Origin of the sequence: Mycolicibacterium novocastrense, from assembly GCF_001570485.1 — a bacterium.
Taxonomy (GTDB): domain Bacteria; phylum Actinomycetota; class Actinomycetes; order Mycobacteriales; family Mycobacteriaceae; genus Mycobacterium; species Mycobacterium novocastrense.
Genome location: NZ_BCTA01000036.1, coordinates 265,750 through 287,412, shown reverse-complemented (window position 1 = coordinate 287,412; position 21,663 = coordinate 265,750). Strand labels below are relative to the sequence as shown.

Sequence of the window (21,663 nt, the reverse complement as noted above, 5' to 3'; positions counted from 1 at the left end):
GAACATCCCCGGCATCTGCGTCGGCACGAGCGCCGAGGTACACCACGTCACCCCTGACGCGGACGAGGGAAGCGACGTCGAGTTCGTTAGCGGGCAACCCAACTCGTCGGGGTGTGCTCGCCGCGTCAGTGCCCGCGACTCCGCAGCCCGAGCCAGCCTAGGCGCCCGCGTCCTGTGGGAGAAGGAACGCCACCCCGGCATCCTCCCGTGACCTGGACACACCGCCCCAGGCCAGCAGCGTCTCAACGCTATTCATGCACAGCAAACGCCGAGTGTGTTGGGACACGGCGTCACTCGGTCAGCATGAAACCTGTTGCAGGACAAAGACATAGGCGAAAACAGGCTTAGGGCTGTGCTATCGGTCGCTCGCTGGCGTTCGCTGCGCTTGCCCGGCTCGCCGTGGATGGCGAATCGAGCTGCGCAGATATCGCCCTGGGGGAGGCTCCCGCTAACCCCCTTCGAGACGCCGACCGGGACGGGGTCGCTGGCAGAATGCACGGGTTACCCATTTTGCCTGATCATACGATATTTTCGTCGTATGAAACCTGTTGCCGTAGTGGGGTTTTCGTACGCGAAGGACGGGTCTGGGATTTTGTTGTCCCAGTGAATGTTTCGGACCTGCGACGAAGCGCGAAAACGCCAGAGGGCGACAGCTTGAGGCGGCCGGCGTGAGGCGGTGACCGTCGATCCCGCGAATTACTCCAGCGGGGTCGCGGTGGTGTCGAACAGATAGACCGCCACGACACTCGCGCTTCCGGGGATGTCGAGAATCGTCGGCACGCCCGATTGGGTGATCGTGGTCTCGACAACGTGTTCGGTCCCGGTCATGTCGCAGATCACACTGGCGCATTGTTTGAGGAAGCCCGAGCCGTTTACGCCCTCTACGCGGTATCGACCTGGCGCTATCACTTGGGTCAGCCCTCCCCGCGCCTCACCGACCGCATAGGCACCGTTAGGACCGTACTGGAACGCCACCGGCGTCGCCGGTTCCGTCGAGGCCGATGGTGTCGACCCTCCTAGCGCTGGGGCTGCGGACTCCGTGACGGTCACGGTCACGGTAGCCGGTGCCGTAACCGTCACCGTCGAGGCGAGCGGGTGGGAATCCGTTCCGGCACATCCCGCCACGGCCAGTGTTGCCAGGACAGCGGTCGCAATCTTCTTCACCAATGTTCTTCCCTCTCCGAGAACCTTGGGAGCGCAGAACACCAGGATGGGCTAGCTAGTCCGCGAGGTACAGCGAGTAGTGTCCCGGCCCGGTCTCGTAGCAGTACGAGTAGCCGTAACCGGAGGCGTTCGCCTGCCTAGCCGCAGCCTTGCACGCCGCCTGGTTCGTCCCGAAGTCGATGTAGTCGGCGCGGGCTATCCCGGTGCTAGCCACGGACACGGCTACACCAACAGCGCCAAGTGCAACCAAACGGCGCCACGAACAACATCTACTCATCAGATAGACCTCCCCCGACCGCCCAGACCCTTCGGGCGATGACAGACTCTAGCAAACGTCGAGGAGTTGACGATAAGCAGCTCGGCTAGCTCCAGACGACGCCGGATGACCGGGTGCGCGAGGCGATGTACGGCGTCGACTACGGTCCCGCGCACTGAAGGTGGGTGGATGCACGGTCGTGGAGTTACGAAGCGTCCAACCCTGCGGGGCCGATTTGGAGACCTCGCCGTTTCCATCGGCCTACGGGCCGCTGGGTGCGAGCGTCGACTACCCAATATTGACCGGACACGTCTCTGAAGTAGGCGTAGAAGTCGTAAACCGCTGAGTTGAACTCCAGCTGCGGGTGGTACTCCGCCTGCTTGTTGGGGCTCAAGTAGAGCTCGCTCCCATCGTGGAAGTCGAGCAACGTGTGCTTGTCGTTGAAAGTGAACTCGTCGTTCGTAGGCCACGCGAACATCGGGTCCTGCTTCCATCCATCACGCGCGGCCTTGGTGATCCGCCGCTTGGGTCGGGAAGTGATCAAGAAGCCGTGATCAAAGATCGGCTTGTCCGACAGATTCTTCATTTTCAGTTCGGGCGGGCCATGTTCATAGGGGTGCAGCCAGACCAGTACCGAACCGGCTTGGGCGCGTCGCTGTCGTTCGCGGTCGAACACGTAATAGGCGACAGCAGTGAATACAGACAGGCCGGTGAGCAGCGCACCGGTCCAGTCCGCGACAGTGCCCCATTCAGCCGGGTCGAACATGCCGACCAAGGTATCGGGCCGGGTTCGCCGGGTGGCGGCGTCATGCTCACCGTCGCCTCAAGCACGTAGGCAGTCGCCCAGGTGGACTACAAACGATCTGCGCTGACATGCCGTATAAGTGCCCTGGCGAACTCTTCGGCGGTGATTGACTGCGCCCATGATTGACGCGAGTTGGATTGACCACTGGGCAGACCGCTACAACGAGCCGGCCGACGACGAGGTGCTCAATGAGGTCGGGGCGCGGGTGCGTGAACGTGGCTACTACGACCGTGCGGACTTCATCACGGTCGGGCGTTGGAAAAGTCAGCGCGCGAAGTCGCGGATGGCGTCGAACACCGACGAGATGATCCACGACATCACCGCGACAGCTCTGTCTGCGCCGCTGTCGATCCAGCACCGCATCCTGACCTTGCTCAACGGCGTCGAGGTGCCGATGGCGTCATCGCTGCTGATGGTTTGGCGACCAGACATGCACACGGTTATCGACATTCGGGCTGTTGCCTCGTTGGTGCACATGGGCGAGATGGCCAACCCGACCCCGAACAAGTACCCGCCGTACATCGAGTATCTGGCGGTGTGCAAGGCGATCAGCGAGCGGTGCGGGCGCAGTCTGCGCGCGGTGGACCGGGCACTCTATGCGTCGAATGGACGTACGTGACCTGTCGGGCGCATTACTCGTCGCTCGTTGATTGCTCGACAACAGCTACGGCGCAGCGTCACCTCCAGGTGCATGGGCGTCTGGGGGTTCATCGGGCGTTGGCTCCGCCGCCTGTTCTTCGTCGGTGGCCGTTCCTATCGCCATTGGCTCTGTGAAGGCGGAGACGTTCTCGTGGTAGCGGGGTCTCCAAGCCTCCACCGTTGGCTCAAGCCAGTGCGGATAGTTGCGCTGCCTCAGCGCCGTCCGAGCTGGGTGTGTTGACTGCGCCTCGTACAAGGCAACCGCACATTCGGTCATGATGACGGCGGCTGCGAGTCCATCGGATATTTGAGCGATGATGTCCCGTTGCCCGGTTACGTAGTCGCTCATCCACTTGTAGCCGTGCACGAAGCTCGACCCGAAGGCGTAGAAGCGTTGCGCACCGAGGGTCATGCCGTGCTCAAGTCCGTTCGCCTCAGTGACGTGAGGCGGGGGGTTGTCCTCGATCCACTTCGCGGCTGCCTCAACAATCTTCTCGAACTTGCGTGGTGGCCTGATCACCTCAGCTTCGGGTAGCGCCAAGATGAGCTGGTGGCGGGTCTCATACCGCTGTTTGGTGTCCTGGAACGCCTGATACTGCGGGCTCGACGTGTCGCCCCGCGCGGCATAAATCTGCTCCTCAGTCTCGATGTAGCCCTTCTGATACGACCGTTCGCGGGCGGTGTATCCCAGGCACCGCGCGCGCCGTACCGACCGCTCGGGGTCGCAGAGAAGCCAGACGGTCTTGGCGGCGTTCTCGATGGCGCTGCGGCACAGGGTGCCGATTGAGACGTTGCTCGTCCGCCTCTCCGTGAGTGCCGCGCCGTGTACTTGGACCGCGCCGACGAGGTTCTCGGCTGCGCTCATCGCGGGGAACCGAGCGTTGGTGCTGACAAGGTTCTGCCGCTGGTCAGGATCGGCCAAAGGCAGCATCGTCGCGGCGATGTCCGGCGCGAATCCCCAGTCATCGAGTGCGAGGCTGCTGCCCTTATCGGGGACGAATCGCGCGGGATCGGGGCCGTGGCTGCTGTTGTCCGCGCGCACTCGATGGAGAAGTGCCCATTCACCGAGCCGCCACGCCCGCACAGCCCGGTCGGCCACTCCAAACATGAGGTTCGCTTGGTCGAGCAGGTCCTGTATCGGGTCTGCGGTGTTGCCGGTCACGGGGGAACGGTATCGGCGGTGCTGATTCGACGGCGAACGAAATCCCTGGGACGCGCTATTCAGTCAGTTCACGTTCAGTTCTTGGAAACCACTCAGGCCCGGCAAAAACCGGGCCTGAACTGCGGCACTTATGGTGCGCGATACTGGGATTGAACCAGTGACCTCTTCCGTGTCAGGGAAGCGCTCTCCCGCTGAGCTAATCGCGCCGAACCTTCGTAGAGGTGGAGACGGGAATCGAACCCGTGTGCACGGCTTTGCAGGCCGTTGCCTCACCACTCGGCCACTCCACCGCTGGGGTTGATGCCACTGCACCTTCGAGCGGATGACGGGATTCGAACCCGCGACCCTCACCTTGGCAAGGTGATGCGCTACCAACTGCGCTACATCCGCGCGCCACGAACGACTCGTCGCCCGTCGCGAAGGACGACGATAGTCCACCAAAGTGTAGCTGCACAAATCCCGACGTTCGCCGGTGCGTCTCTGCCCGTTCACATCTCAAAACAGCTGGTACGACTCGCGTGAGACGAAGAATCCCCGCTCTGAGCCGTCGTCGCGGCATGTGACCCCCGCCTCGGCACTCTCGCATCGCAGCGCGCCCGCCCGGATCGCGTCGCCGTAGGCGAGTTCCTCGTCGGCGCCGAACGCCGTGTCGCCCGCGCAGACGAACTCCGGGCCCTCACCACGCGCCAGTGAGATGCCCTGGCCGTAGTCGAACTCGCAGTCGGCGGGCCGCGGCGGGGGAGACCACTGCCGGTCGATGATGTCGCAGCGGACGAAGTCGCTGTCGATCATGCAGCCCACGTTCCCCGAGGGCGAGATGAAGCCCGTCAGCTCGGTCACCTCGCGCGCCGGCGAAGCGGCCGGCGTCGACGACGGAGCCCCAGGTTTGGCCACCGCCTTGGTTTGGTTCGGGCTCGGCGCCGGCGCCACTTCGGCCGGCGGTGACTCGCTGCAGCCAGCGACTGCCGCGAGCACCGCACCGCAGGTGATCAACCAGATCCAACCGCGCACATCGGCCATCGCGTGACCCTAGCCCGGCATGCCGCAGCGACCACCTGGAAACAAGGAAGTCAGCTGGGTGGATCCCGTCGGGCAGATTCGGGGCGCGACCCCCTATCGTGCTAGTCTTCGACGTCGTTCGGCCATTCGGTCGACTCTCCGGTCTCGTAGCTCAGTGGGAGAGCGTCCGCCTCACACGCGGAAGGTCGCTGGTTCGAACCCAGCCGGGACCACCCCTTCACTACGACGCGCCGCGTCCCGCCTCCCTAGACTCACCTTCATGTCTTTGGTGATCACTTCGCGATACGCAGGCCGTCATGTCTGAAGAGAAGCCGCCCGGCGAGATCCTTCCCGAAAGCGAATGCTGGAGCCTGTTGGGCAGCGTGTCCTTGGGGCGACTAGTCACCAGCGCTGACGGGATTCCCGAGATTTTTCCGGTGAACTTCGTCGTCCAGCGCAAGACGCTGCTGTTTCGCACGGCGCAGGGCACCAAGTTGGTCAGCACGGCGGTCAACCGCGACGTGCTCTTCGAAGCCGACGACCACAACGTCGCCGAAGGTTGGAGCGTGATCGTTCGGGGCGTCGCACGCACCGTTCACGACGATGACGACCTCGAGGAAGCGAAAAGCGCGCAACTACTGCCGTGGACCGCGCACATCAAGGACCATTACATCCGCGTGCTTCCGCGACGTGTCACCGGCCGTCGCTTCCGCTTCGGGTCGTAACGGACGCTCTAGCGCCTGCGCCGCCACACAATGATCCCGACCACCGCGAGGATCGCGACGATCGCCGCGACCGGCACCGTCTGCTTCGGGTTGTCGGTGGCCGTATGCCGCAGCGTGTCCGCCTTCTCGGCGACGCGCTCCTTGGTCTCGTCGACCTTCTCCTTCGCGCGCGTCTTCACATCCAACTTGGCCTGCAGCGCCTCAACCGTCTCGCCCAGTTCGTGGCGGGTCTGCTCGATATCGGCCTGAATGTCGTCGACGCCGGCATCTGGTCCTGGCTCGGGGCGTGGAGTCGGTGCGGTCATGACCGTGCGTCCTTCAATTCCTGGATGTCGGCTTTCACCGTCTCGACGGTTTTCGGCGCCGCCGGGGTGACCTCTTGCGCCTCTTTACGTCCCAGCAGTGCCGCAATTCCCGCGATCGCGAACAGCACCGCCGCAACGATCAGCGCCGCGGCCCACACCGGCAGCACCAGAGACAACGCCGCCACACCCGCGGCGATCAACGTCGCCGCGCCGAAGAAGGCCAGCAGCCCCGCCACGCTGAACAAGCCCGCGCCGATCCCGGCGTGCTTGGCCGACTCCTGAAATTCCTTCTGCGCCAACCGCATTTCGTCGCGGATCAACCGCGACGTCTGCGTCGACAACTGGCTCATCAACTCGCCGACCGACGCGTCGGCGCTAGGTCTCGATTCCACCGTCATCACATACCAACCTCTGTTGTCCTGACCTGTCGCGACAGTGATGCCCGTGGTCAATAGGGCCGAAACCCCGAGATCCCCTTGAATGCATCTCGCGATCGTGATCTGTACGCGCCGGTGATACCCAGCAGAACCGCAGGTGAGAACGGGATTGAAGCCGCCGCCGCCGTCCAATGCGGCTCTACCATGCCGAACCGGTCACCGTTTGGAAACGGCGCGGTGCGGCGTGGCGTGTCTGCGGCGACTGCCTGCTGATATTAACGCGGTCGTATGGACGCGACCTCGGTACGGCATGCAAGGTCTGCTGCCTCGGTTGAACGAAAGTGTGAGCGTGAGTGGAGGGATCAACGTCGATGACGACCTTTAAAGGAGTCAACATCGCGGCAGCTGTGGGGGCTGGACTGATCGGTGCGGCCATCGGAGTGGCCATCGCACTGAGTCCGAGCGCCTTGGCCGGGGGATATGAGTGCGTCGAATCGGCGACCGGGCAAGCCCCTGCCGGAGCGCCGGGGGCACCTGTTTGTGCTCCGCTGACGGACATGGCCGGCGTGCCGATGGCACTTCCCGGCCCGCCGCCTGTCGCGCCGCCTCTGGTGCCACCCGTCGTGCCGCCGCCACTGGTGCCGCCTCTGGTGCCGCCGCCCCTGGTGCCACCGCTTGTGCCCCCGCCGCTGGTGCCGCCGGTGGCCGGAGCTCCGATCGTGGGCGGCGCTCCCGCGGTGGTCGGCGCTCCGCTCACGGAGATGGGTGGACTGGCCGGAAAGGGTAAGGGAGACCCATCCCGTCCGCCGGCGCCCGGAGCGCCCGTGCCGGGTCAGCCCACTCCGCCAGGACCGGTGACCTGACGGCCCACCGAGGATAGTCCCTCCGGTTTGGCCCGGCGGCGAGCAGGTCTCGCTGCCGGGCCAAATTCATTGGCTGACAGGGTATTTGAGCTAGAACCGGATAAGACGGACGTCGTGGCCGAACCGTGACGGAGCCTTAATCGAATTGCTTGCGCGCTCTTGGTCGTAAAGCGCTCCGGCTGACCTACCATTATTGACATCGTTGTAATTTCAAGGGAGGCACCAAGATTGCGTGCTGTACTTCGGTGTGTTCTTGCTGCTGTCGTCATCGCCACCAGTGTGGTGGTGGGGCCGGCCGGAGAAGGTGCGGCGGCCGCTAGTCAGGCGGTGAGAAGCTCCATTGCCTCCATCTTGCCTGCCGAGGGTCAGGTCGTCGGGATCGCGCACCCCGTAGTGGTGACGTTCAAGCAATCCGTCGTCGACAGGGATGCGGCCGAGCGGCTGCTCGATATCTCCTCGACGCCACCGATGACGGGCACGTTCGACTGGCTCGACGCCAAGACCGTCTATTGGTCCCCCGACGAGTTCTGGCCCGCCCACAGCACTATCGCGTTGTCTGTCGGAGGCTTCAAGACGAATATCGCGACCGGTGCCGCGGTGATCGGCGTTGCCAATATCGCCGATCACACCTTCACGGTCACCATCGACGGCGTCCCACCCGACAAACTCCCTTCGCCGCACCACCGCCCCTTCTTCGGTGAGCCCGGGGTCTTCCCGGCGTCCATGGGCCGGCCTGAGTATCCGACGCCCGTGGGAACGTTCCCCGTGTTGGCCAAAGAACGCGACGTGAAAATGGATTCGAGCAGCGTGGGCATCCCGGTGACCGCCGACGACGGTTACCTGCTCGACGTGGAATGGGCGGTCCGGCTCACCAGGCGCGGCATTTTCGTGCATTCGGCACCGTGGGCGATCAACTCACTGGGGCACGAGAACGTCAGCCACGGGTGCATCAGCCTCAGTCCCGAAGATGCCGAATGGTACTTCGAGCACGTCAAGGTCGGAGACCCGGTTCTGGTGCAGGAGAACAACATCGAAGTGCCCCGGCCGCGGGTCGAGCCGGCGAACCCCGAGGTTCCGCGAGTGATCTCTCGTTGACGCGGTGCGCGCTCAGGGGCGCGGCTGGTCGACGATCTCCTTCGCAATCTTGATCAGCGGCACGTTGGAATCCTGAGAAAGCTTGCGCAACAGGTCGAATGCCTGCACCGCGTCGACGCCGTAGCGTTCCATCACCATGCCCTTGGCCTGTCCGATGGTGTCCCGGCTGGCCAGGGCGCGCTTGAATTGCTCGTCGCGGCGAGCGGCATTCCAGGCCACCGAGGAATGCGCGGCGAAGACCAACCCCAGGCTCCGGGCTTGGTCACCGAAGGCGTCGGGTTCCTCCGAATAGACGTTGAGCGCGCCCATCGTCTCGTCCTCGATGAACAACTGAAACGCCATGATCGAGCGAATCGGCGTCTCCGCCAACGCGTCTTGGCGATAGCGCGGGAACCGGTCGTCGGTTTGCAGATCGGCGACGTAGACGACCTTCTTGTCCCACGCCGCGGTCAAACACGGACCCTCCTGGTGTCGCTGCTGGATCTTGTCCAGCAGCATGGGGTACATGTGCGTTGCCGCTGGGGTCTCGACGCTGTTCGACTTGCGGGTGATGGTGATGCCGGCGTACTGGGCTCCAGGAATCTCCACGGCCGCGTGTTCGGCCAACTCCGCGATCACGGTGTCCGCGTCGGGTCGGCTGTAGAGCTCCCGCACCAACTCTGCGAGGCGCAGATGCGTGTCCTCGCGTTCGTCGGGTTCCTTCGCAATCACCATTCGAGGTCCTTCACAGGTCGTTTCAGACTACGCGCCCAAGGCCACCGTGGACGGTGCTGACGATCGTAATTATCGGCGACGCAAAAATCGTCGACAATTCATTCTCGCCTGCGCCGCAAATCCGCGCGCTATAACGCCCGTAGATACCGGTCGGTGACCACTCGCTGAACCAACGACGTCACCGGTGCCCCGAGGCGACTCCACCAGGTGGCATGCCGAGAGAACGCCGTGACCACGGTCGACACCTCGTCAGAAGCCGGGTCGTGGCGGACCAGGAACAGTTCCTCGCCCGACTCCGCGTGACCGGGCAGGGTGCCGTAGGCGAACCCACGCGCATGATGTTCGTCGACGACGTAGACCACGCGACACGGCGCCGCGATCGGGCCCAGGTGCACGAGGACCTCCGAGCCGACCTCGGCGACCTCCGTCGTCGCCGCGACTCGCACCCCCGCACCGCGCAGCATTCCCCACCGCATGCCGGTCGCCGCGGCTTGCTCGAAGCGGTCGCGACCACGACCGATGACGGCCGTCTTGTGCACGTGTCGGTAGCCGGCCGGCAGCTCGCCGGCGGTGGCGCCCACCTCGGGATACGTCAGCGGTAGCGCGGCGAGATCGCTGAGCCTCACCCGCGCTACCTTGCCATCGTCGGCGTACGGTCGGTGACATGACCACCCCTGTCGCACAGGCATCCGGCACCTTCTCCATCGGCGACCTGACGGTCAACCGGCTCGGCTTCGGCGCAATGCGCTTGACCGGCAAGGGAGTCTGGGGTCCTCCCCAGGACCGCGACGAATGCCTGCGGGTCCTGCGTCGCGCCGTCGACCTCGGGGTCAACTTCATCGACACCGCCAACTCCTACGGCCCCTACGTCTCCGAGGAGCTGATCCGCGAGGCGCTGCACCCCTACGACGGTGTCGTCGTCGCGACCAAGGCCGGGTTACTGCGCACCGGGCCCGATGTGTGGCCGGTGCTCGGCTACCCGGAGTACCTGCGTCAGGAGTGCGAGATGAGCCTGCGCCGCCTCGGCGTCGACACCATCGACCTGTTCCAGCTGCACCGCATCGACACCAAGTTCCCCGCCGAGGACCAGGTCGGCGAACTGCTCGAGCTGCAGCGGGAGGGCAAGATCCGCCACATCGGCCTGTCCGAGGTCACCGTCGAACAACTCGAGGCCGCGCAGAAAGTGGCCCCGATCGTGACCGTGCAGAACATGTACAACCTCAGCGTCCGCTCCGCCGAACCGGTGCTCGACGCCTGCGAAGCCCAAGACATCGGGTTCATCCCGTGGTTCCCGCTGGCGTCCGGCCCGTTGGCCGCGCCCGACGGGCCACTGCACCGCATCGCCGCCGACCATCACGCCACGCCCTCACAGCTGGCGCTGGCATGGCTGCTCAAGCGTTCGCCGGTGATGCTGCCGATCCCCGGCACCTCCAAGGTGGCCCACTTGGAGGAGAACGTGGCCGCCGCCGAAATCGAGCTGACCGACGACGAGTTCGAGACATTGAGCAAAGCCGGAGCCGCCGGCGACTGAGCGAGGCAATACGGTGGACGAGTGAGCTCTGAGCGGCCGCCCGGTGGTGGCTTCAACCCGCCCGTCGCCACCGACAGCGGCGGACCCGACTACGGGCGATTCATCGAAGCGGTCCGCACCTTGCAGGATCATGCCCGCGCCGCCGATGCCCCCGACGACGTGATCAGCGAAGCCGCCGACCAGATCGAGAAGGTGTCACAGCTGCTCGCCCCCTACTACGCCGACGAATGGTCCTCACCGTCGGGCCGGCGGCTGGACCTGCCCAACCGCGGCAACATTCTGTCGATCCCGCTCGACGTGGAGATCACCGACGATCAGCGCATCAAGGGCACCGCCGAGTTCCGCCGCTTCCACCTCGGCCGCAACGGCGCGGCGCACGGCGGCAGTGTCGCGCAGCTGTTCGACGCGCTTCTGGGTTTCACCGCGTTCAAGCTCAGCGGCAGCAGGGCCCAGCGCACGGCCTTCCTGCACGTCGACTACCGGCAGATCGCCCACGTCGAGAAGCCGTTCCAGGTCGAGGCGCGGATCGACCGGATGGAGGGACGCAAGATCTTCGTCTCCGGGCGACTGCTCGACGGCGAGACCGTACTGGCCGAGGCACACGCCTTGTTCGTCAAACTCAAACCGGGCCAGCCGTGAACGCCGCCGAGGTCAAACGGCGCCTCGGGCGGTGGCGCGACGGGGTCCGGCAACGACGCACGATCAACTTCGCCTACCGCATCGGGGTCGGTGTCGTCGGCGCCGTGGTGCTGGGGCTGGGCATCCTGGCCATCCCGTACCCGGGCCCGGGCTGGGCGATCGTCTTCGTCGGCCTGGGCATCCTGGCCACGGAGTTCGCATGGGCGCAACGGCTGCTGGCCTACGCCAAGGAGCGCTACGACAAGGCGATGGAGTGGTTTCACCGTCAACACAGCGTGGTGCAGATCCTCGGCGGGCTGTTCACCGCCCTGGTGGTGTTCGTGACCCTGTGGCTGTTGGGCGCGGTCCACTTCTTCGGCGACCTCGTCGGCCTGGAGCACAAGCTGCTTCAGAGCCCTCTCGGCATCGGGTCCTGACGACGCCGACCGCAGGTGGGCACCGATAGCATGGTCGCGTCCTCGAGTCTGTTGACAACGAAACTGGAGAGTCACCGATGAGCGCCGCCACCAACCGCACCCCAGCAGCCCTGATCCGGGTCGCTGCCGGGACGACTGCGGGGGAGGCGGTGCGCGAGGCGGGCTTGCCGAGCCGGGGCGCACCCGACGCGATCGTCGTCGTTCGCGACGCCGAGGGCCGACTACGCGACCTGTCGTGGGTGCCCGAGACCGATGTCGAGGTGACTCCCGTGGCCGCCGACACCGATGACGGCCGCAGCGTTTTGCGGCATTCCACCGCGCACGTGCTGGCCCAGGCAGTGCAGGACCTCTTCCCGCAGGCCAAGCTCGGCATCGGGCCGCCGATCACCGACGGGTTCTACTACGACTTCGACGTGGAGCGCGCGTTCACGCCCGAAGATCTCGCCGCGCTGGAGAAGCGCATGCGTCAGATCGTCAAGGAGGGCCAGCTGTTCTCCCGGCGCGTCTATGAGTCGAAAGACCAAGCGCGCGAAGAACTCGCCGACGAGCCCTACAAGCTCGAGCTGGTCGACGACAAGTCCGGCGACCCCGACGTGATGGAGGTCGGCGGCGACGAGCTGACCGCCTACGACAACCTCAATCCCCGTACCCGCGAACGGGAATGGGGCGATCTGTGCCGTGGTCCGCACATTCCGACGACGAAATACATCCCGGCCTTCAAGCTCACCCGCAGCTCGGCGGCATACTGGCGCGGCAACCAGAACAACGCCAGCCTGCAACGTATCTACGGCACGGCCTGGGAATCGCAGGAAGCGCTCGACAAGCATCTCGAGTTCATCGAGGAGGCGCAACGCCGCGACCACCGTAAGCTCGGCGCCGAGCTCGACCTGTTCAGCTTCCCCGACGAAATCGGTTCGGGCCTGGCTGTTTTCCACCCCAAGGGCGGGATCATCCGACGCGAGCTCGAGGACTACTCGCGGCGTAAGCACATCGAGGCCGGCTACCAGTTCGTCAACACCCCCCACATCACCAAGGCCGAACTGTTCAAGATCTCCGGGCACCTCGACTGGTACGCCGACGGCATGTTTCCGCCCATGCACCTCGATGCGGAACTCAACCCCGACGGCACGGTGCGCAAACCCGGCCAGGACTACTACCTCAAGCCGATGAACTGTCCCATGCACTGCCTGATTTTCGGCTCGCGTGGACGTTCATACCGGGAACTTCCGTTACGGCTCTTCGAATTCGGCACCGTGTACCGCTACGAGCTCTCCGGCGTCGTGCACGGGCTGACGCGGGTGCGCGGGCTGACGATGGACGACTCGCACATCTACTGCACCCGCGAACAGATGCGCGACGAGCTGACCTCGCTGCTGCGTTTCATCCTCGACCTGCTCGCCGACTACGGCCTGACCGACTTCTATCTCGAGCTGTCGACCAAGGACCCCGAGAAATTCGTCGGCTCCGACGAGCTGTGGGAGGAGGCCACCAACGTGCTGGCCGAAGTCGGGGCCGCTTCGGGGCTCGACCTGGTGCCCGATCCCGGTGGTGCGGCGTTCTACGGTCCGAAGATCTCGGTACAGGTCAAAGACGCGCTGGGCCGCAGCTGGCAGATGTCGACCATCCAGCTGGACTTCAACTTCCCGGAGCGCTTCGAGCTGGAGTACACCGCGGCGGACGGATCGCGGCAGCGGCCCGTGATGATCCACCGCGCGCTCTTCGGCTCCATCGAGCGATTCTTCGGCATCCTCACCGAGCACTACGCCGGAGCGTTCCCTGCGTGGCTGGCGCCGGTACAGGTGGTCGGCATCCCCGTCGCCGACGACCACGTTCCCTACCTGAACGGCCTTGCGAACCAACTGAAGATGAAAGGTGTCCGCGCCGAGGTGGACGCCAGCGACGACCGCATGGCCAAGAAGATCGTCAACCACACCAACCAGAAGGTGCCGTTCATGTTGGTGGCGGGGGACCGCGACGTCGAGGCCGACGCGGTCAGCTTCCGCTTCGGTGACCGCACCCAGATCAACGGCGTCCCAAGGGATAAGGCCGTCGCCGCGATCACAGACTGGATCGCCAGCCGTCAAAACGCCACTCCCACAGCCGAGCTGCTCGAGGTGGACACAGCCAAGTGAGCGCCGAAGAACGGGCCGACAGCGGCATCGACAACGAGCACACGGTCATCGACCGCGGTGCCGGCGACCCCGACCACCTGCAGCGGCTGTGGACCCCGCACCGGATGAGCTACATCGCCGAAGCGCCCATGAAGGGCGGTTCGGCGGGCTCGGGTAAATCGCGCCAGCCGTTCACCGACATCCCCACGATGCCCGACGAGGAGGGGCTGGTCGTCGCGCGCGGCGAGTCCGTCTACATCGTGCTCAACCTCTACCCGTACAACCCGGGGCATTCGATGGTGGTGCCCTATCGGCGGGTGTCCGAGTTGGAAGACCTCACTCCCGACGAGAGCTTCGAGTTGATCTCGTTCACGCAGAAGCTGATTCGCGTGATCAAGTCGGTGTCTCATCCGCACGGCTTCAACGTCGGGCTCAACCTGGGCCAGTCCGCGGGCGGCTCGCTGGCCGACCACCTGCACATGCACGTGGTGCCGCGCTGGAGCGGCGACGCGAACTTCATCACGATCATCGGCGGCTCGAAAGCGGTGCCGCAGTTGCTGCGTGAGACCCGTGAGCTGCTGGCCACCGAATGGGCGAGACAGCAGTGAGCAACTTCTACCTGATGACCCGGGCGGCGTACGAGAAGATCAGCACGCCGATCGCCAAGGGTGCACTGCGCGCGGGGTTCACCCCGGACAGCATCACGATCCTGGGCACCGCGGGCTCCGTGCTGGGAGCGCTGACGCTATACCCGATCGGTCATCTGTGGTGGGGCTCGGTCGCCGTGTGGGTCTTCGTGCTCGCCGACATGCTCGACGGCGCGATGGCCCGCCAGCGCGGCGGCGGCACCCGCTTCGGGTCGGTGCTGGACGCCACGTGCGACCGCATCAGCGACGGCGCGATCTTCTGCGGGCTGCTGTGGTGGGCGGCGTTCGGGCTGCAGAGCACATCGCTGGTGGTCGCGACGATGATCTGCCTGGTGACCTCGCAGGTCATCTCCTACATCAAGGCCAGGGCCGAAGCCAGCGGATTGTCGGCCGAGGGCGGGCTGATCGAGCGCCCGGAACGGTTGATCATCGTGCTGGTCGGTGCGGGGCTGTCCGGTTTGTTCGGTGTGGTGTGGCTGCTGCACATCGCGATGTGGGTGCTCGCGGTGACCAGTCTGGTGACGCTGGGGCAGCGGGTGCACAGTGTGCGGACGTCACCGGGGGCGATGGACCGAATCGTCAAACCCGATGCCGCCGAGGCGGGCGGCGACGAACCGGAGGCGGGGGAGCCGTGACGACCACGCCCTCGGGGCCGACGGCCAGTGCCAACCCGTTGGGTGGCTGGTTGTCGGACTGGGGGTATGCGGCCGGCTGGCGGCTGGTGCGTGCGATGCCGGAGTTCTTCGCCCGCAACACTTTCGATGCCGGTGCTCACTTCGCGGCGCGCGGAGGCGGACCCGAACAGCTGCGCAAGAACCTGGCGCGTGTCCTCGGCGTCCCGCCCGAGCAGGTGCCCGACGGCTTGATTCGTGCTTCGCTTGCCTCCTACGCCCGATACTGGCGGGAGGCTTTCCGGTTGCCGACGATGGATCACGAGGCACTCGGCCGGGAACTGGTCGTGGACGACGTCGACCTGCTGTGGGCGGCGTTGGAGGCGGGGCGCGGCGCGGTGTTGTCCTTGCCGCACAGCGGCAACTGGGACATGGCCGGCGTCTGGCTGGTCCAGAATTACGGCACGTTCACCACGGTCGCCGAACGGCTCAAGCCCGAGTCGCTGTACAACCGCTTCGTCGCGTACCGGGAGGGTCTGGGTTTCGAGGTCGTCCCACTGACCGGCGGTGAGCGGCCGCCGTTCGAGGTCCTCGCCGAGCGGTTACGCGACAATCGCCCGGTATGTCTGATGGCCGAGCGTGACCTCAGCCGCAGCGGGGTCGAGGTCGATTTCTTCGGCGAACCCACGCGCATGCCCGCGGGCTCGGCCAAACTCGCGATCGAAACCGGGGCGGCGCTGTTTCCGGTGCACTGCTGGTTCGAAGGCGATGGGTGGGGCATGCGGGTGTATCCCGAGATCGACACGTCGTCCGGTGACGTCACCGTCATCACCCAGGCGTTGGCCGACCGGTTCGCCCGCAACATCGCCGCCCATCCGGCCGACTGGCACATGATGCAACCGCAGTGGCTGGCCGACCTGTCCGCGGAGCGACGCGCCAGGCTGGAGGCCAGCCCGTGAGGATCGGCATGGTCTGCCCCTACTCGTTCGACGTGCCCGGCGGGGTGCAGTCACACGTGCTGCAGCTGGCGGAGGTGATGCACGGCCTGGGCCACCACGTCAGCGTCCTCGCGCCCTCCTCGCCGGGCGCGCAGCTGCCCGACTACGTCGTCTCCGGCGGCAAGGCCGTGCCGATTCCGTACAACGGATCGGTCGCGCGTCTGCGGTTCGGACCCGCCACACACCGCCTGGTGAAGCGCTGGCTGGCCGACGGTGACTTCGACGTACTGCACCTGCACGAGCCCAACGCCCCCAGCCTGTCGATGCTGGCCCTCAACATCGCCGAAGGCCCGATCATCGCAACGTTTCACACGTCGACCACAAAATCGTTGACACTCACCGTGTTCGAGCCCATCCTGCGACCGATGCACGAGAAGATCGTGGGGCGTATCGCGGTGTCGGACCTGGCGCGCCGCTGGCAGATGGAGGCGTTGGGCAGCGACGCCGTCGTGATCCCCAACGGGGTCGACGTAGCCGCGTTCGCGTCCGCGCCGCTGCTCGACGGCTATCCCCGCCCGGGGAAGTCGGTGTTGTTCCTGGGCCGTTTCGACGAACCGCGCAAGGGCATGGCGGTACTGCTGCGTGCGCTGCCGACGCTGGTGGGACGGTTCCCCGATGTCGAGATCCTCGTCGTCGGCCGCGGTGACGAAGACGAATTGCGTGACGACGCCGGTGAACTCGCATCGCATCTGCGCTTTCTCGGTCAGGTCGACGATGCGGCCAAGGCGTCGGCGATGCGCAGCGCCGACGTGTACTGCGCGCCCCACACGGGCGGCGAGAGCTTCGGCATCGTGCTCGTCGAGGCGATGGCGGCAGGCACCGCGGTGGTCGCCAGCGACCTCGACGCGTTCCGTCAGGTGCTCGACGACGGGAAGGCCGGCCGCCTCGTCCCGGTCGACGACGCGGCGGCGCTGGCCGACGGGTTGATCGAGTTGCTCGCCGACGATGCGGTGCGCGAGCACTACGTCACCGCGGCGGCCCGAGCGGTCCGGCCCTACGACTGGTCGGTGGTGGCCCGACAGATCATGCGGGTGTACGAGACCGTCTCCGGGTCGGGCACCACGGTGACGGTTTCCGGTGGCGACAGTGCCGCCAAGGCCAGGAAGGCGACCGGAGGCGTCCGGTGATCACCTGGATCGTGGTGATCGCGCTGGCCGTGCTGGTCGTGGTCATCCTGGCGGTCGGCGCGTGGGCGCTGCAAACGGCCAACCGACTCGACCGGTTGCATGTGCGATATGACCTGTCCTGGCAGGCGCTCGACGGAGCGTTGGCCCGCCGCGCCGTCGTCGCCCGTGCGGTCGCCGTCGATGCTTACGGCGACGCGCCGGACGCCGCGCGGCTGGCCGCGTTGGCCGACGCCGCCGAGCGGGCACCCAGGTCTGCCCGCGAGGGCGCCGAGAACGACCTGTCCGCGGCGCTGGCCCAGGTGGATCCGGCGTCGCTGCCGCAGGCTCTGGTCGCCGAACTGGCCGACGCCGAAGCGAGGGTGGTACTCGCCCGTCGCTTCCACAACGACGCGGTGCGCGACACCCTCGCGCTGCGCGAACGGCCGGTGGTGCGCATGCTGCGGCTCGGCGGAACCGCGGCGCTGCCAACGTATTTCGAGATCGTCGAGCGGCCCGAGACGGTACCGGAGGGCGGTCGCAGGTGAGTTGGCGCACGTCGGCGCGGGTGGTTCTGCTCGACGAGGCCGGTGCTGTGCTGCTGTTCCGCGGTTCGGACCCGGCGCTGGCGGATGCCCCTCGATGGTGGTTCACCGTCGGTGGTGCCGTGGAGCCGGGGGAGGAGCTCGCGGCGGCCGCGGCGCGGGAGGTCGCGGAGGAGACGGGCCTGCAGGTGGACGCCGCCGATCTCGTCGGCCCGCTGTGGCGGCGTCAGGCGGTATTCGAGTTCGACGGTTTGGTCATCCGCAGCGAAGAGCTGTTCTTCGTGCACCGCACGACGCGGTTCGAGCCGTCGATGGGCGGTCACACAGCGCTCGAACGGCGCACGATTCACGGCTACCGCTGGTGTGACGAGGCCACGATCCATGAGCTGGTGGCCCGCGGTGAAATCGTCTACCCGCGTCAACTCGCCGAACTGCTCGGCCAAGCCGCCGTGCTGGCCGACGGGCCGACCCGCCCCACCGTGCCGACGGTGCAGATTCGCTGACGGTCGATCAGCCGGCCACGATCAGATCGTGCGCGCCGGGCGCCCACGCCTTCTCGAAGACGTCGATGGGAACCTGCTCGCCGTCGCCGTCCTCGCTGCCGCTGTCGGAGAGGTAGACGATTCCCGCCTCGGGGTCGACACCGCTGACGACGACGGAGTGGTCGTCGTCGGTGTGGCTGCCGTCCTCGGCCCAGATCGTCTCGGAGTTGACGCCCGCGATCAGCCGGCGTCCGCTGTCGAGATAGGTGATGAGCGCGGGGATGCCGGTGGCCAACCCGGTTTGGGCGGCCAGATCATCGTCGGTGGCGGTGGCGTTGACGCCGTAGTGCTTCAGAAGAAGTACCTGGTCGTCGGAGTCGGTTCCGTTGTCCGAGTTCGGATCGTTGGGATTGGGCGGTGTGTAGATCGGCCGGTCGCTGCCGGGACTTTTGAGGCTCGACGCCACCGCGACGATCTCCTGCTCGGTGGGTGCCTTGCCGGTCGTCAGGCCCACGACCGTGGCGACGGCCATCAGACCGCAATCCTGGAAGTTCTGCTGGCTCCAGTAGTTGCTCGCTTCGTCGGGATCGCCGTGCATCTCCGTCGGCAGCATCGGACTCTGTGCGACGCCGTGGGAGCCCACCGAGGCGAATGCGTCCGGGGCGATGGGACCGGCGCTCCAGACTCCCAACGCCAGCACCGCGGCCGCCGATGCGGCTCCGATGCGGGTGCCGTTTCTCGTCATCTGCACGCTCCTGTCGTTCGCATGGCTCGGCGCCGGTGGTGCGCGGGCAGCTTATCGCCCGCCAATCGCCGGCGTCGGCGCATCGGTGATGTTGCCCCCGGGCCACCGTCGAGCGGTGAGTGCGGGGTTGGCGCGCCGCGACGACAAGCGCCTCGTGCCGTAGCGCTGCTGGATTGTCGGCAACCGCGGGTGTGATGAGACAATGGCGTCTGGACTGATCCCCGGTGGCGAAGCCGTACCGGCAACCGTTCGCAGATCACAGCCCGCAGGCTGCGGATTCAATTGATTTGCCGACGTCACTACACTGGATCGGTAGCAATTCGGAGGAGATAGCAGTGGAAAGCGCAGCGAACGGCTCGCATCACAACGGCTCGGGTCAGACCGGGACAGCCCGGGTGAAGCGCGGCATGGCCGAAATGCTCAAGGGCGGCGTCATCATGGACGTCGTCACGCCGGAGCAGGCCAAGATCGCCGAGGGCGCCGGTGCGGTGGCGGTCATGGCGCTCGAACGGGTACCCGCCGACATCCGCTCCCAGGGCGGTGTCGCGCGCATGAGCGATCCCGATCTCATCGAGGGCATCATCTCGGCGGTCACCATCCCGGTGATGGCCAAGGTCCGCATCGGCCATTTCGTGGAGGCGCAGATCCTGCAGAGCCTCGGCGTCGACTACATCGACGAGTCCGAGGTGCTGACCCCCGCCGACTACACCCACCACGTCGACAAGTGGAAGTTCACCGTGCCGTTCGTGTGCGGTGCGACCAACCTCGGCGAGGCGCTGCGCCGCATCACCGAGGGCGCGGCGATGATCCGCTCGAAGGGTGAGGCCGGCACCGGCGACGTGTCCAACGCGACCACCCACATGCGTCAGATCGGCGGCGAGATCCGTCGGCTGACCTCGCTGTCGGAGGACGAGCTGTACGTCGCGGCCAAGGAACTACAGGCCCCCTACGACCTCGTCGTCGAGGTGGCTCGGGCCGGCAAGCTGCCGGTGACGCTGTTCACCGCCGGCGGCATCGCGACCCCGGCCGACGCGGCGATGATGATGCAACTCGGCGCCGAGGGCGTGTTCGTCGGCTCGGGCATCTTCAAGTCCGGCGACCCCGCAGCGCGCGCCGCGGCCATCGTCAAGGCCACCACGTTCTACGACGACCCCGACGTGCTGGCGAAGGTGTCGCGCGGGCTGGGTGAGCCGATGGTCGGCATCAACGTGGAGGGCGTCGCAGCGCCGCACCGGCTCGCCGAACGCGGCTGGTAACCGACCGAATGGCAATCGAACAGATCCTCGATCTCGAACAGCTCGAGGTCAACATCTATCGGGGAAGCGTGTTCAGCCCCGAATCCGGTTTCCTGCAGCGCACTTTCGGCGGACACGTGGCGGGCCAGTCGCTGGTGTCGGCGGTGCGCACGGTCGACCCGCAATTTCAGGTGCATTCGCTACACGGCTACTTCCTTCGTCCCGGGGATGCCAAGGCGCCGACGGTCTACATCGTCGAGCGGTTGCGTGACGGCGGCTCGTTCATCACCCGTCGGGTCAATGCGATCCAGCACGGCGAGACCATCTTCTCGATGTCGGCCTCCTTCCAGACCGACCAGAGCGGAATCGAGCACCAGGACGCGATGCCGGTGGCGCCGCCGCCCGATGACTGTCCGGGGCTGACCGAGATCAAGGCGTTCGACGATGCGGGCTTCAACCAGTTCGCCGAGTGGGATGTCCGCATCGTGCCGCAGGAGAAGCTGACCCGGTTGCCCGGCAAGGCTTCTCAGCAGCAGGTGTGGTTCCGTCATCGCGATCCGCTGCCCGACGACTATGTGCTGCACATCTGTGCGCTGGCCTACATGAGCGATCTGACGCTGCTGGGTTCGGCGCAGGTGCACCACGCCGGGGAGCGCAAACATCTGCAGGTAGCCTCGCTCGATCACGCGATGTGGTTCATGCGTTCGTTCCGCGCCGACGAGTGGCTGCTCTACGACCAGTCATCGCCGTCGGCCTCCGGTGGCCGGTCATTGTGTCAGGGCAAGATCTTCAACCAGTACGGCGAGATGGTGGCGGCGGTCATGCAGGAGGGGCTGACCCGCTTCAAACGCGGCTACACGCCGTGAGCACCGCGCACGTCGGTGTCCTTGCGCTACAAGGCGACACCCGCGAACACCTGGCGGCGCTGCGCGAGGCCGGGGCGGAAGCCTCGACCGTGCGGCGGGTCCGCGAACTGGAGGCCGTCGACGCGCTGGTGATCCCCGGCGGGGAATCGACCGCGATGAGCCACCTGCTGCGCGAACTCGATCTGCTCGAGCCCCTCCGGTCACGCCTGGCCGACGGTATGCCCGCCTACGGATCCTGTGCGGGGATGATCCTGCTGGCCTCGGAGATCCTGGATGCCGGATCGACGGGCCGGGAAGCCACGCCGTTGAAGGGGATCGATATGACGGTGCGGCGCAATGCCTTTGGCCGCCAGGTCGACTCCTTCGAAGACGACATCGCCTTCGACGGGGTCGACGGGCCGGTGCACGCCGTGTTCATCCGCGCGCCGTGGGTCGAACGCGTCGGGCCCGAGGTCGAGGTCCTCGCCGAGGCCGCCGGTCACATCGTCGCGGTGCGACAGGGCAAGCGACTCGCGACGGCCTTTCACCCTGAGATGACCGGCGACCGTCGCATCCACAAACTGTTCGTCTCGATGCTCTAGCCACCGCGCGATTTGTGAGTGATTTCGATCGCTAGCCCGTAGGCGAACG

The 21,663-nt window shown here is 66.1% G+C and carries 26 protein-coding genes, 4 tRNA genes and 1 pseudogene; 18 read left to right on the top strand and 13 right to left on the bottom strand.

The window, feature by feature from the left end; translation table 11 throughout:
* Positions 1-696: 696 nt before the first annotated feature.
* From RMCN_RS31850 to RMCN_RS14450, 3 genes are all read right to left on the bottom strand, one after another.
* On the bottom strand, positions 697-828 hold the full coding sequence (locus RMCN_RS31850) for a hypothetical protein (protein WP_263987647.1): 132 nt from the start codon (positions 826-828) through the stop codon (positions 697-699).
* Between the two features lie 391 nt (positions 829-1,219).
* On the bottom strand, positions 1,220-1,384 hold the full coding sequence (locus tag RMCN_RS31060) for a hypothetical protein (RefSeq protein ID WP_165604442.1): 165 nt from the start codon (positions 1,382-1,384) through the stop codon (positions 1,220-1,222).
* A 241-nt stretch (positions 1,385-1,625) separates the two neighbouring features.
* Positions 1,626-2,186, bottom strand: a complete 561-nt coding sequence (locus RMCN_RS14450) for a hypothetical protein (RefSeq protein ID WP_067390279.1) — start codon at positions 2,184-2,186, stop codon at positions 1,626-1,628.
* 157 nt (positions 2,187-2,343) lie between these two features.
* Here RMCN_RS14450 and RMCN_RS14445 point away from each other — a divergent pair, with 157 nt between their 5' ends.
* Positions 2,344-2,844: a hypothetical protein gene (locus RMCN_RS14445; RefSeq protein ID WP_067390275.1), complete on the top strand. Its 501-nt coding sequence runs from the start codon at positions 2,344-2,346 to the stop codon at positions 2,842-2,844.
* Between the two features lie 45 nt (positions 2,845-2,889).
* Here RMCN_RS14445 and RMCN_RS14440 read toward each other — a convergent pair whose 3' ends face one another.
* The 5 genes from RMCN_RS14440 to RMCN_RS14420 all read right to left on the bottom strand — a co-directional run bounded on the left by RMCN_RS14440 (position 2,890) and on the right by RMCN_RS14420 (position 4,818).
* The gene (locus tag RMCN_RS14440; RefSeq protein WP_067390272.1) at positions 2,890-4,026 is read right to left on the bottom strand and encodes a hypothetical protein; all 1,137 of its coding nucleotides are present in this window, start codon (positions 4,024-4,026) and stop codon (positions 2,890-2,892) included.
* A 131-nt stretch (positions 4,027-4,157) separates the two neighbouring features.
* Positions 4,158-4,232, bottom strand: a tRNA-Val gene (locus RMCN_RS14435).
* Positions 4,233-4,245: 13 nt separating this feature from the next.
* Positions 4,246-4,316, bottom strand: a tRNA-Cys gene (locus RMCN_RS14430).
* 27 nt (positions 4,317-4,343) lie between these two features.
* A tRNA-Gly gene (locus RMCN_RS14425) sits at positions 4,344-4,416 on the bottom strand.
* 105 nt (positions 4,417-4,521) lie between these two features.
* Positions 4,522-4,818: a DUF6636 domain-containing protein gene (locus RMCN_RS14420; protein ID WP_234787662.1), complete on the bottom strand. Its 297-nt coding sequence runs from the start codon at positions 4,816-4,818 to the stop codon at positions 4,522-4,524.
* On the opposite strand from RMCN_RS14420, the gene RMCN_RS31055 reads away from it, so the two are divergent.
* From RMCN_RS31055 to RMCN_RS14410, 3 genes are all read left to right on the top strand, one after another.
* Positions 4,817-5,053: a hypothetical protein gene (locus tag RMCN_RS31055; RefSeq protein WP_165604439.1), complete on the top strand. Its 237-nt coding sequence runs from the start codon at positions 4,817-4,819 to the stop codon at positions 5,051-5,053. The two genes, RMCN_RS14420 and RMCN_RS31055, sit on opposite strands and share 2 nt — an antisense overlap.
* 133 nt (positions 5,054-5,186) lie before the next feature.
* Positions 5,187-5,258, top strand: a tRNA-Val gene (locus RMCN_RS14415).
* A gap of 84 nt (positions 5,259-5,342) precedes the next feature.
* The gene (locus tag RMCN_RS14410) at positions 5,343-5,750 is read left to right on the top strand and encodes a pyridoxamine 5'-phosphate oxidase family protein (RefSeq protein WP_067390269.1); all 408 of its coding nucleotides are present in this window, start codon (positions 5,343-5,345) and stop codon (positions 5,748-5,750) included.
* An 8-nt stretch (positions 5,751-5,758) separates the two neighbouring features.
* On the opposite strand, the gene RMCN_RS14405 is transcribed toward RMCN_RS14410, so the two are convergent.
* Positions 5,759-6,055 (bottom strand): DUF3618 domain-containing protein, encoded by a 297-nt coding sequence (locus RMCN_RS14405; protein WP_064402310.1) that lies wholly within the window; start codon positions 6,053-6,055, stop codon positions 5,759-5,761.
* Positions 6,052-6,453 (bottom strand): phage holin family protein, encoded by a 402-nt coding sequence (locus RMCN_RS14400; RefSeq protein WP_174523680.1) that lies wholly within the window; start codon positions 6,451-6,453, stop codon positions 6,052-6,054. The genes RMCN_RS14405 and RMCN_RS14400 overlap by 4 nt, the downstream gene beginning before the upstream one ends.
* A 350-nt stretch (positions 6,454-6,803) precedes the next feature.
* On the opposite strand from RMCN_RS14400, the gene RMCN_RS14395 reads away from it, so the two are divergent.
* Together RMCN_RS14395 and RMCN_RS14390 are read left to right on the top strand one after the other, a co-directional pair.
* The gene (locus tag RMCN_RS14395; RefSeq protein ID WP_082680637.1) at positions 6,804-7,295 is read left to right on the top strand and encodes a hypothetical protein; all 492 of its coding nucleotides are present in this window, start codon (positions 6,804-6,806) and stop codon (positions 7,293-7,295) included.
* Between the two features lie 228 nt (positions 7,296-7,523).
* Positions 7,524-8,390 carry a L,D-transpeptidase gene (locus tag RMCN_RS14390; RefSeq protein ID WP_067390267.1) on the top strand — a complete coding sequence of 289 codons (867 nt, stop codon included), beginning with the start codon at positions 7,524-7,526 and terminating at the stop codon, positions 8,388-8,390.
* Positions 8,391-8,402: 12 nt separating this feature from the next.
* Here the strand turns inward: RMCN_RS14390 and RMCN_RS14385 are convergent, their stop codons facing one another.
* Both RMCN_RS14385 and RMCN_RS14380 read right to left on the bottom strand, forming a co-directional pair.
* Positions 8,403-9,104 carry a GAF and ANTAR domain-containing protein gene (locus RMCN_RS14385; protein WP_067390264.1) on the bottom strand — a complete coding sequence of 234 codons (702 nt, stop codon included), beginning with the start codon at positions 9,102-9,104 and terminating at the stop codon, positions 8,403-8,405.
* A 128-nt stretch (positions 9,105-9,232) separates the two neighbouring features.
* Positions 9,233-9,730 (bottom strand): DUF1990 domain-containing protein, encoded by a 498-nt coding sequence (locus RMCN_RS14380; RefSeq protein ID WP_067390260.1) that lies wholly within the window; start codon positions 9,728-9,730, stop codon positions 9,233-9,235.
* A gap of 38 nt (positions 9,731-9,768) precedes the next feature.
* On the opposite strand from RMCN_RS14380, the gene RMCN_RS14375 reads away from it, so the two are divergent.
* The 9 genes and pseudogenes from RMCN_RS14375 to RMCN_RS14340 all read left to right on the top strand — a co-directional run bounded on the left by RMCN_RS14375 (position 9,769) and on the right by RMCN_RS14340 (position 18,208).
* Positions 9,769-10,635, top strand: coding sequence for an aldo/keto reductase (locus tag RMCN_RS14375; protein WP_067390257.1), 867 nt, complete (start codon positions 9,769-9,771; stop codon positions 10,633-10,635).
* A 21-nt stretch (positions 10,636-10,656) separates the two neighbouring features.
* A complete protein-coding gene (locus tag RMCN_RS31505) occupies positions 10,657-11,274 on the top strand; it encodes a PaaI family thioesterase (protein WP_067390254.1) in 618 nt (205 codons plus the stop codon).
* Positions 11,271-11,690 (top strand): TIGR02611 family protein, encoded by a 420-nt coding sequence (locus tag RMCN_RS31500; protein WP_067390251.1) that lies wholly within the window; start codon positions 11,271-11,273, stop codon positions 11,688-11,690. The genes RMCN_RS31505 and RMCN_RS31500 overlap by 4 nt, the downstream gene beginning before the upstream one ends.
* Positions 11,691-11,767: 77 nt before the next feature.
* Positions 11,768-13,822, top strand: coding sequence for a threonine--tRNA ligase (gene thrS / locus RMCN_RS14365; protein WP_067390248.1), 2,055 nt, complete (start codon positions 11,768-11,770; stop codon positions 13,820-13,822).
* Positions 13,819-14,409 (top strand): ATP adenylyltransferase, encoded by a 591-nt coding sequence (locus RMCN_RS14360; RefSeq protein WP_064415812.1) that lies wholly within the window; start codon positions 13,819-13,821, stop codon positions 14,407-14,409. The genes thrS and RMCN_RS14360 overlap by 4 nt, the downstream gene beginning before the upstream one ends.
* Positions 14,406-15,083 (top strand): phosphatidylinositol phosphate synthase, encoded by a 678-nt coding sequence (pgsA, locus tag RMCN_RS14355; protein WP_064415811.1) that lies wholly within the window; start codon positions 14,406-14,408, stop codon positions 15,081-15,083. Before RMCN_RS14360 ends, pgsA begins: the two co-directional genes overlap by 4 nt.
* Positions 15,080-16,018 carry a phosphatidylinositol mannoside acyltransferase gene (locus RMCN_RS14350; RefSeq protein WP_064415810.1) on the top strand — a complete coding sequence of 313 codons (939 nt, stop codon included), beginning with the start codon at positions 15,080-15,082 and terminating at the stop codon, positions 16,016-16,018. The genes pgsA and RMCN_RS14350 overlap by 4 nt, the downstream gene beginning before the upstream one ends.
* Positions 16,015-17,184, top strand: coding sequence for a glycosyltransferase family 4 protein (locus RMCN_RS14345; RefSeq protein WP_067390245.1), 1,170 nt, complete (start codon positions 16,015-16,017; stop codon positions 17,182-17,184). The genes RMCN_RS14350 and RMCN_RS14345 overlap by 4 nt, the downstream gene beginning before the upstream one ends.
* Positions 17,184-18,208: pseudogene (locus RMCN_RS14340) on the top strand (NUDIX hydrolase). Before RMCN_RS14345 ends, RMCN_RS14340 begins: the two are co-directional and overlap by 1 nt.
* 7 nt (positions 18,209-18,215) lie before the next feature.
* On the opposite strand, the gene RMCN_RS14335 reads toward RMCN_RS14340, so the two are convergent.
* On the bottom strand, positions 18,216-18,932 hold the full coding sequence (locus tag RMCN_RS14335) for a C39 family peptidase (RefSeq protein ID WP_064415808.1): 717 nt from the start codon (positions 18,930-18,932) through the stop codon (positions 18,216-18,218).
* A gap of 335 nt (positions 18,933-19,267) precedes the next feature.
* Here RMCN_RS14335 and pdxS point away from each other — a divergent pair, with 335 nt between their 5' ends.
* From pdxS to pdxT, 3 genes are read left to right on the top strand one after another with little or no spacing between them, the layout of a single operon-like run.
* Complete coding sequence (gene pdxS / locus RMCN_RS14325; protein WP_064415807.1) at positions 19,268-20,188, top strand: pyridoxal 5'-phosphate synthase lyase subunit PdxS; 921 nt, start codon at positions 19,268-19,270, stop codon at positions 20,186-20,188.
* An 8-nt stretch (positions 20,189-20,196) separates the two neighbouring features.
* Entirely contained in the window at positions 20,197-21,033 is an 837-nt protein-coding gene (gene tesB, locus RMCN_RS14320; RefSeq protein WP_064415806.1) for an acyl-CoA thioesterase II, read from the top strand.
* Positions 21,030-21,614 carry a pyridoxal 5'-phosphate synthase glutaminase subunit PdxT gene (pdxT, locus tag RMCN_RS14315; protein WP_067390239.1) on the top strand — a complete coding sequence of 195 codons (585 nt, stop codon included), beginning with the start codon at positions 21,030-21,032 and terminating at the stop codon, positions 21,612-21,614. The genes tesB and pdxT overlap by 4 nt, the downstream gene beginning before the upstream one ends.
* The last annotated feature ends 49 nt before the right edge of the window (positions 21,615-21,663 follow it).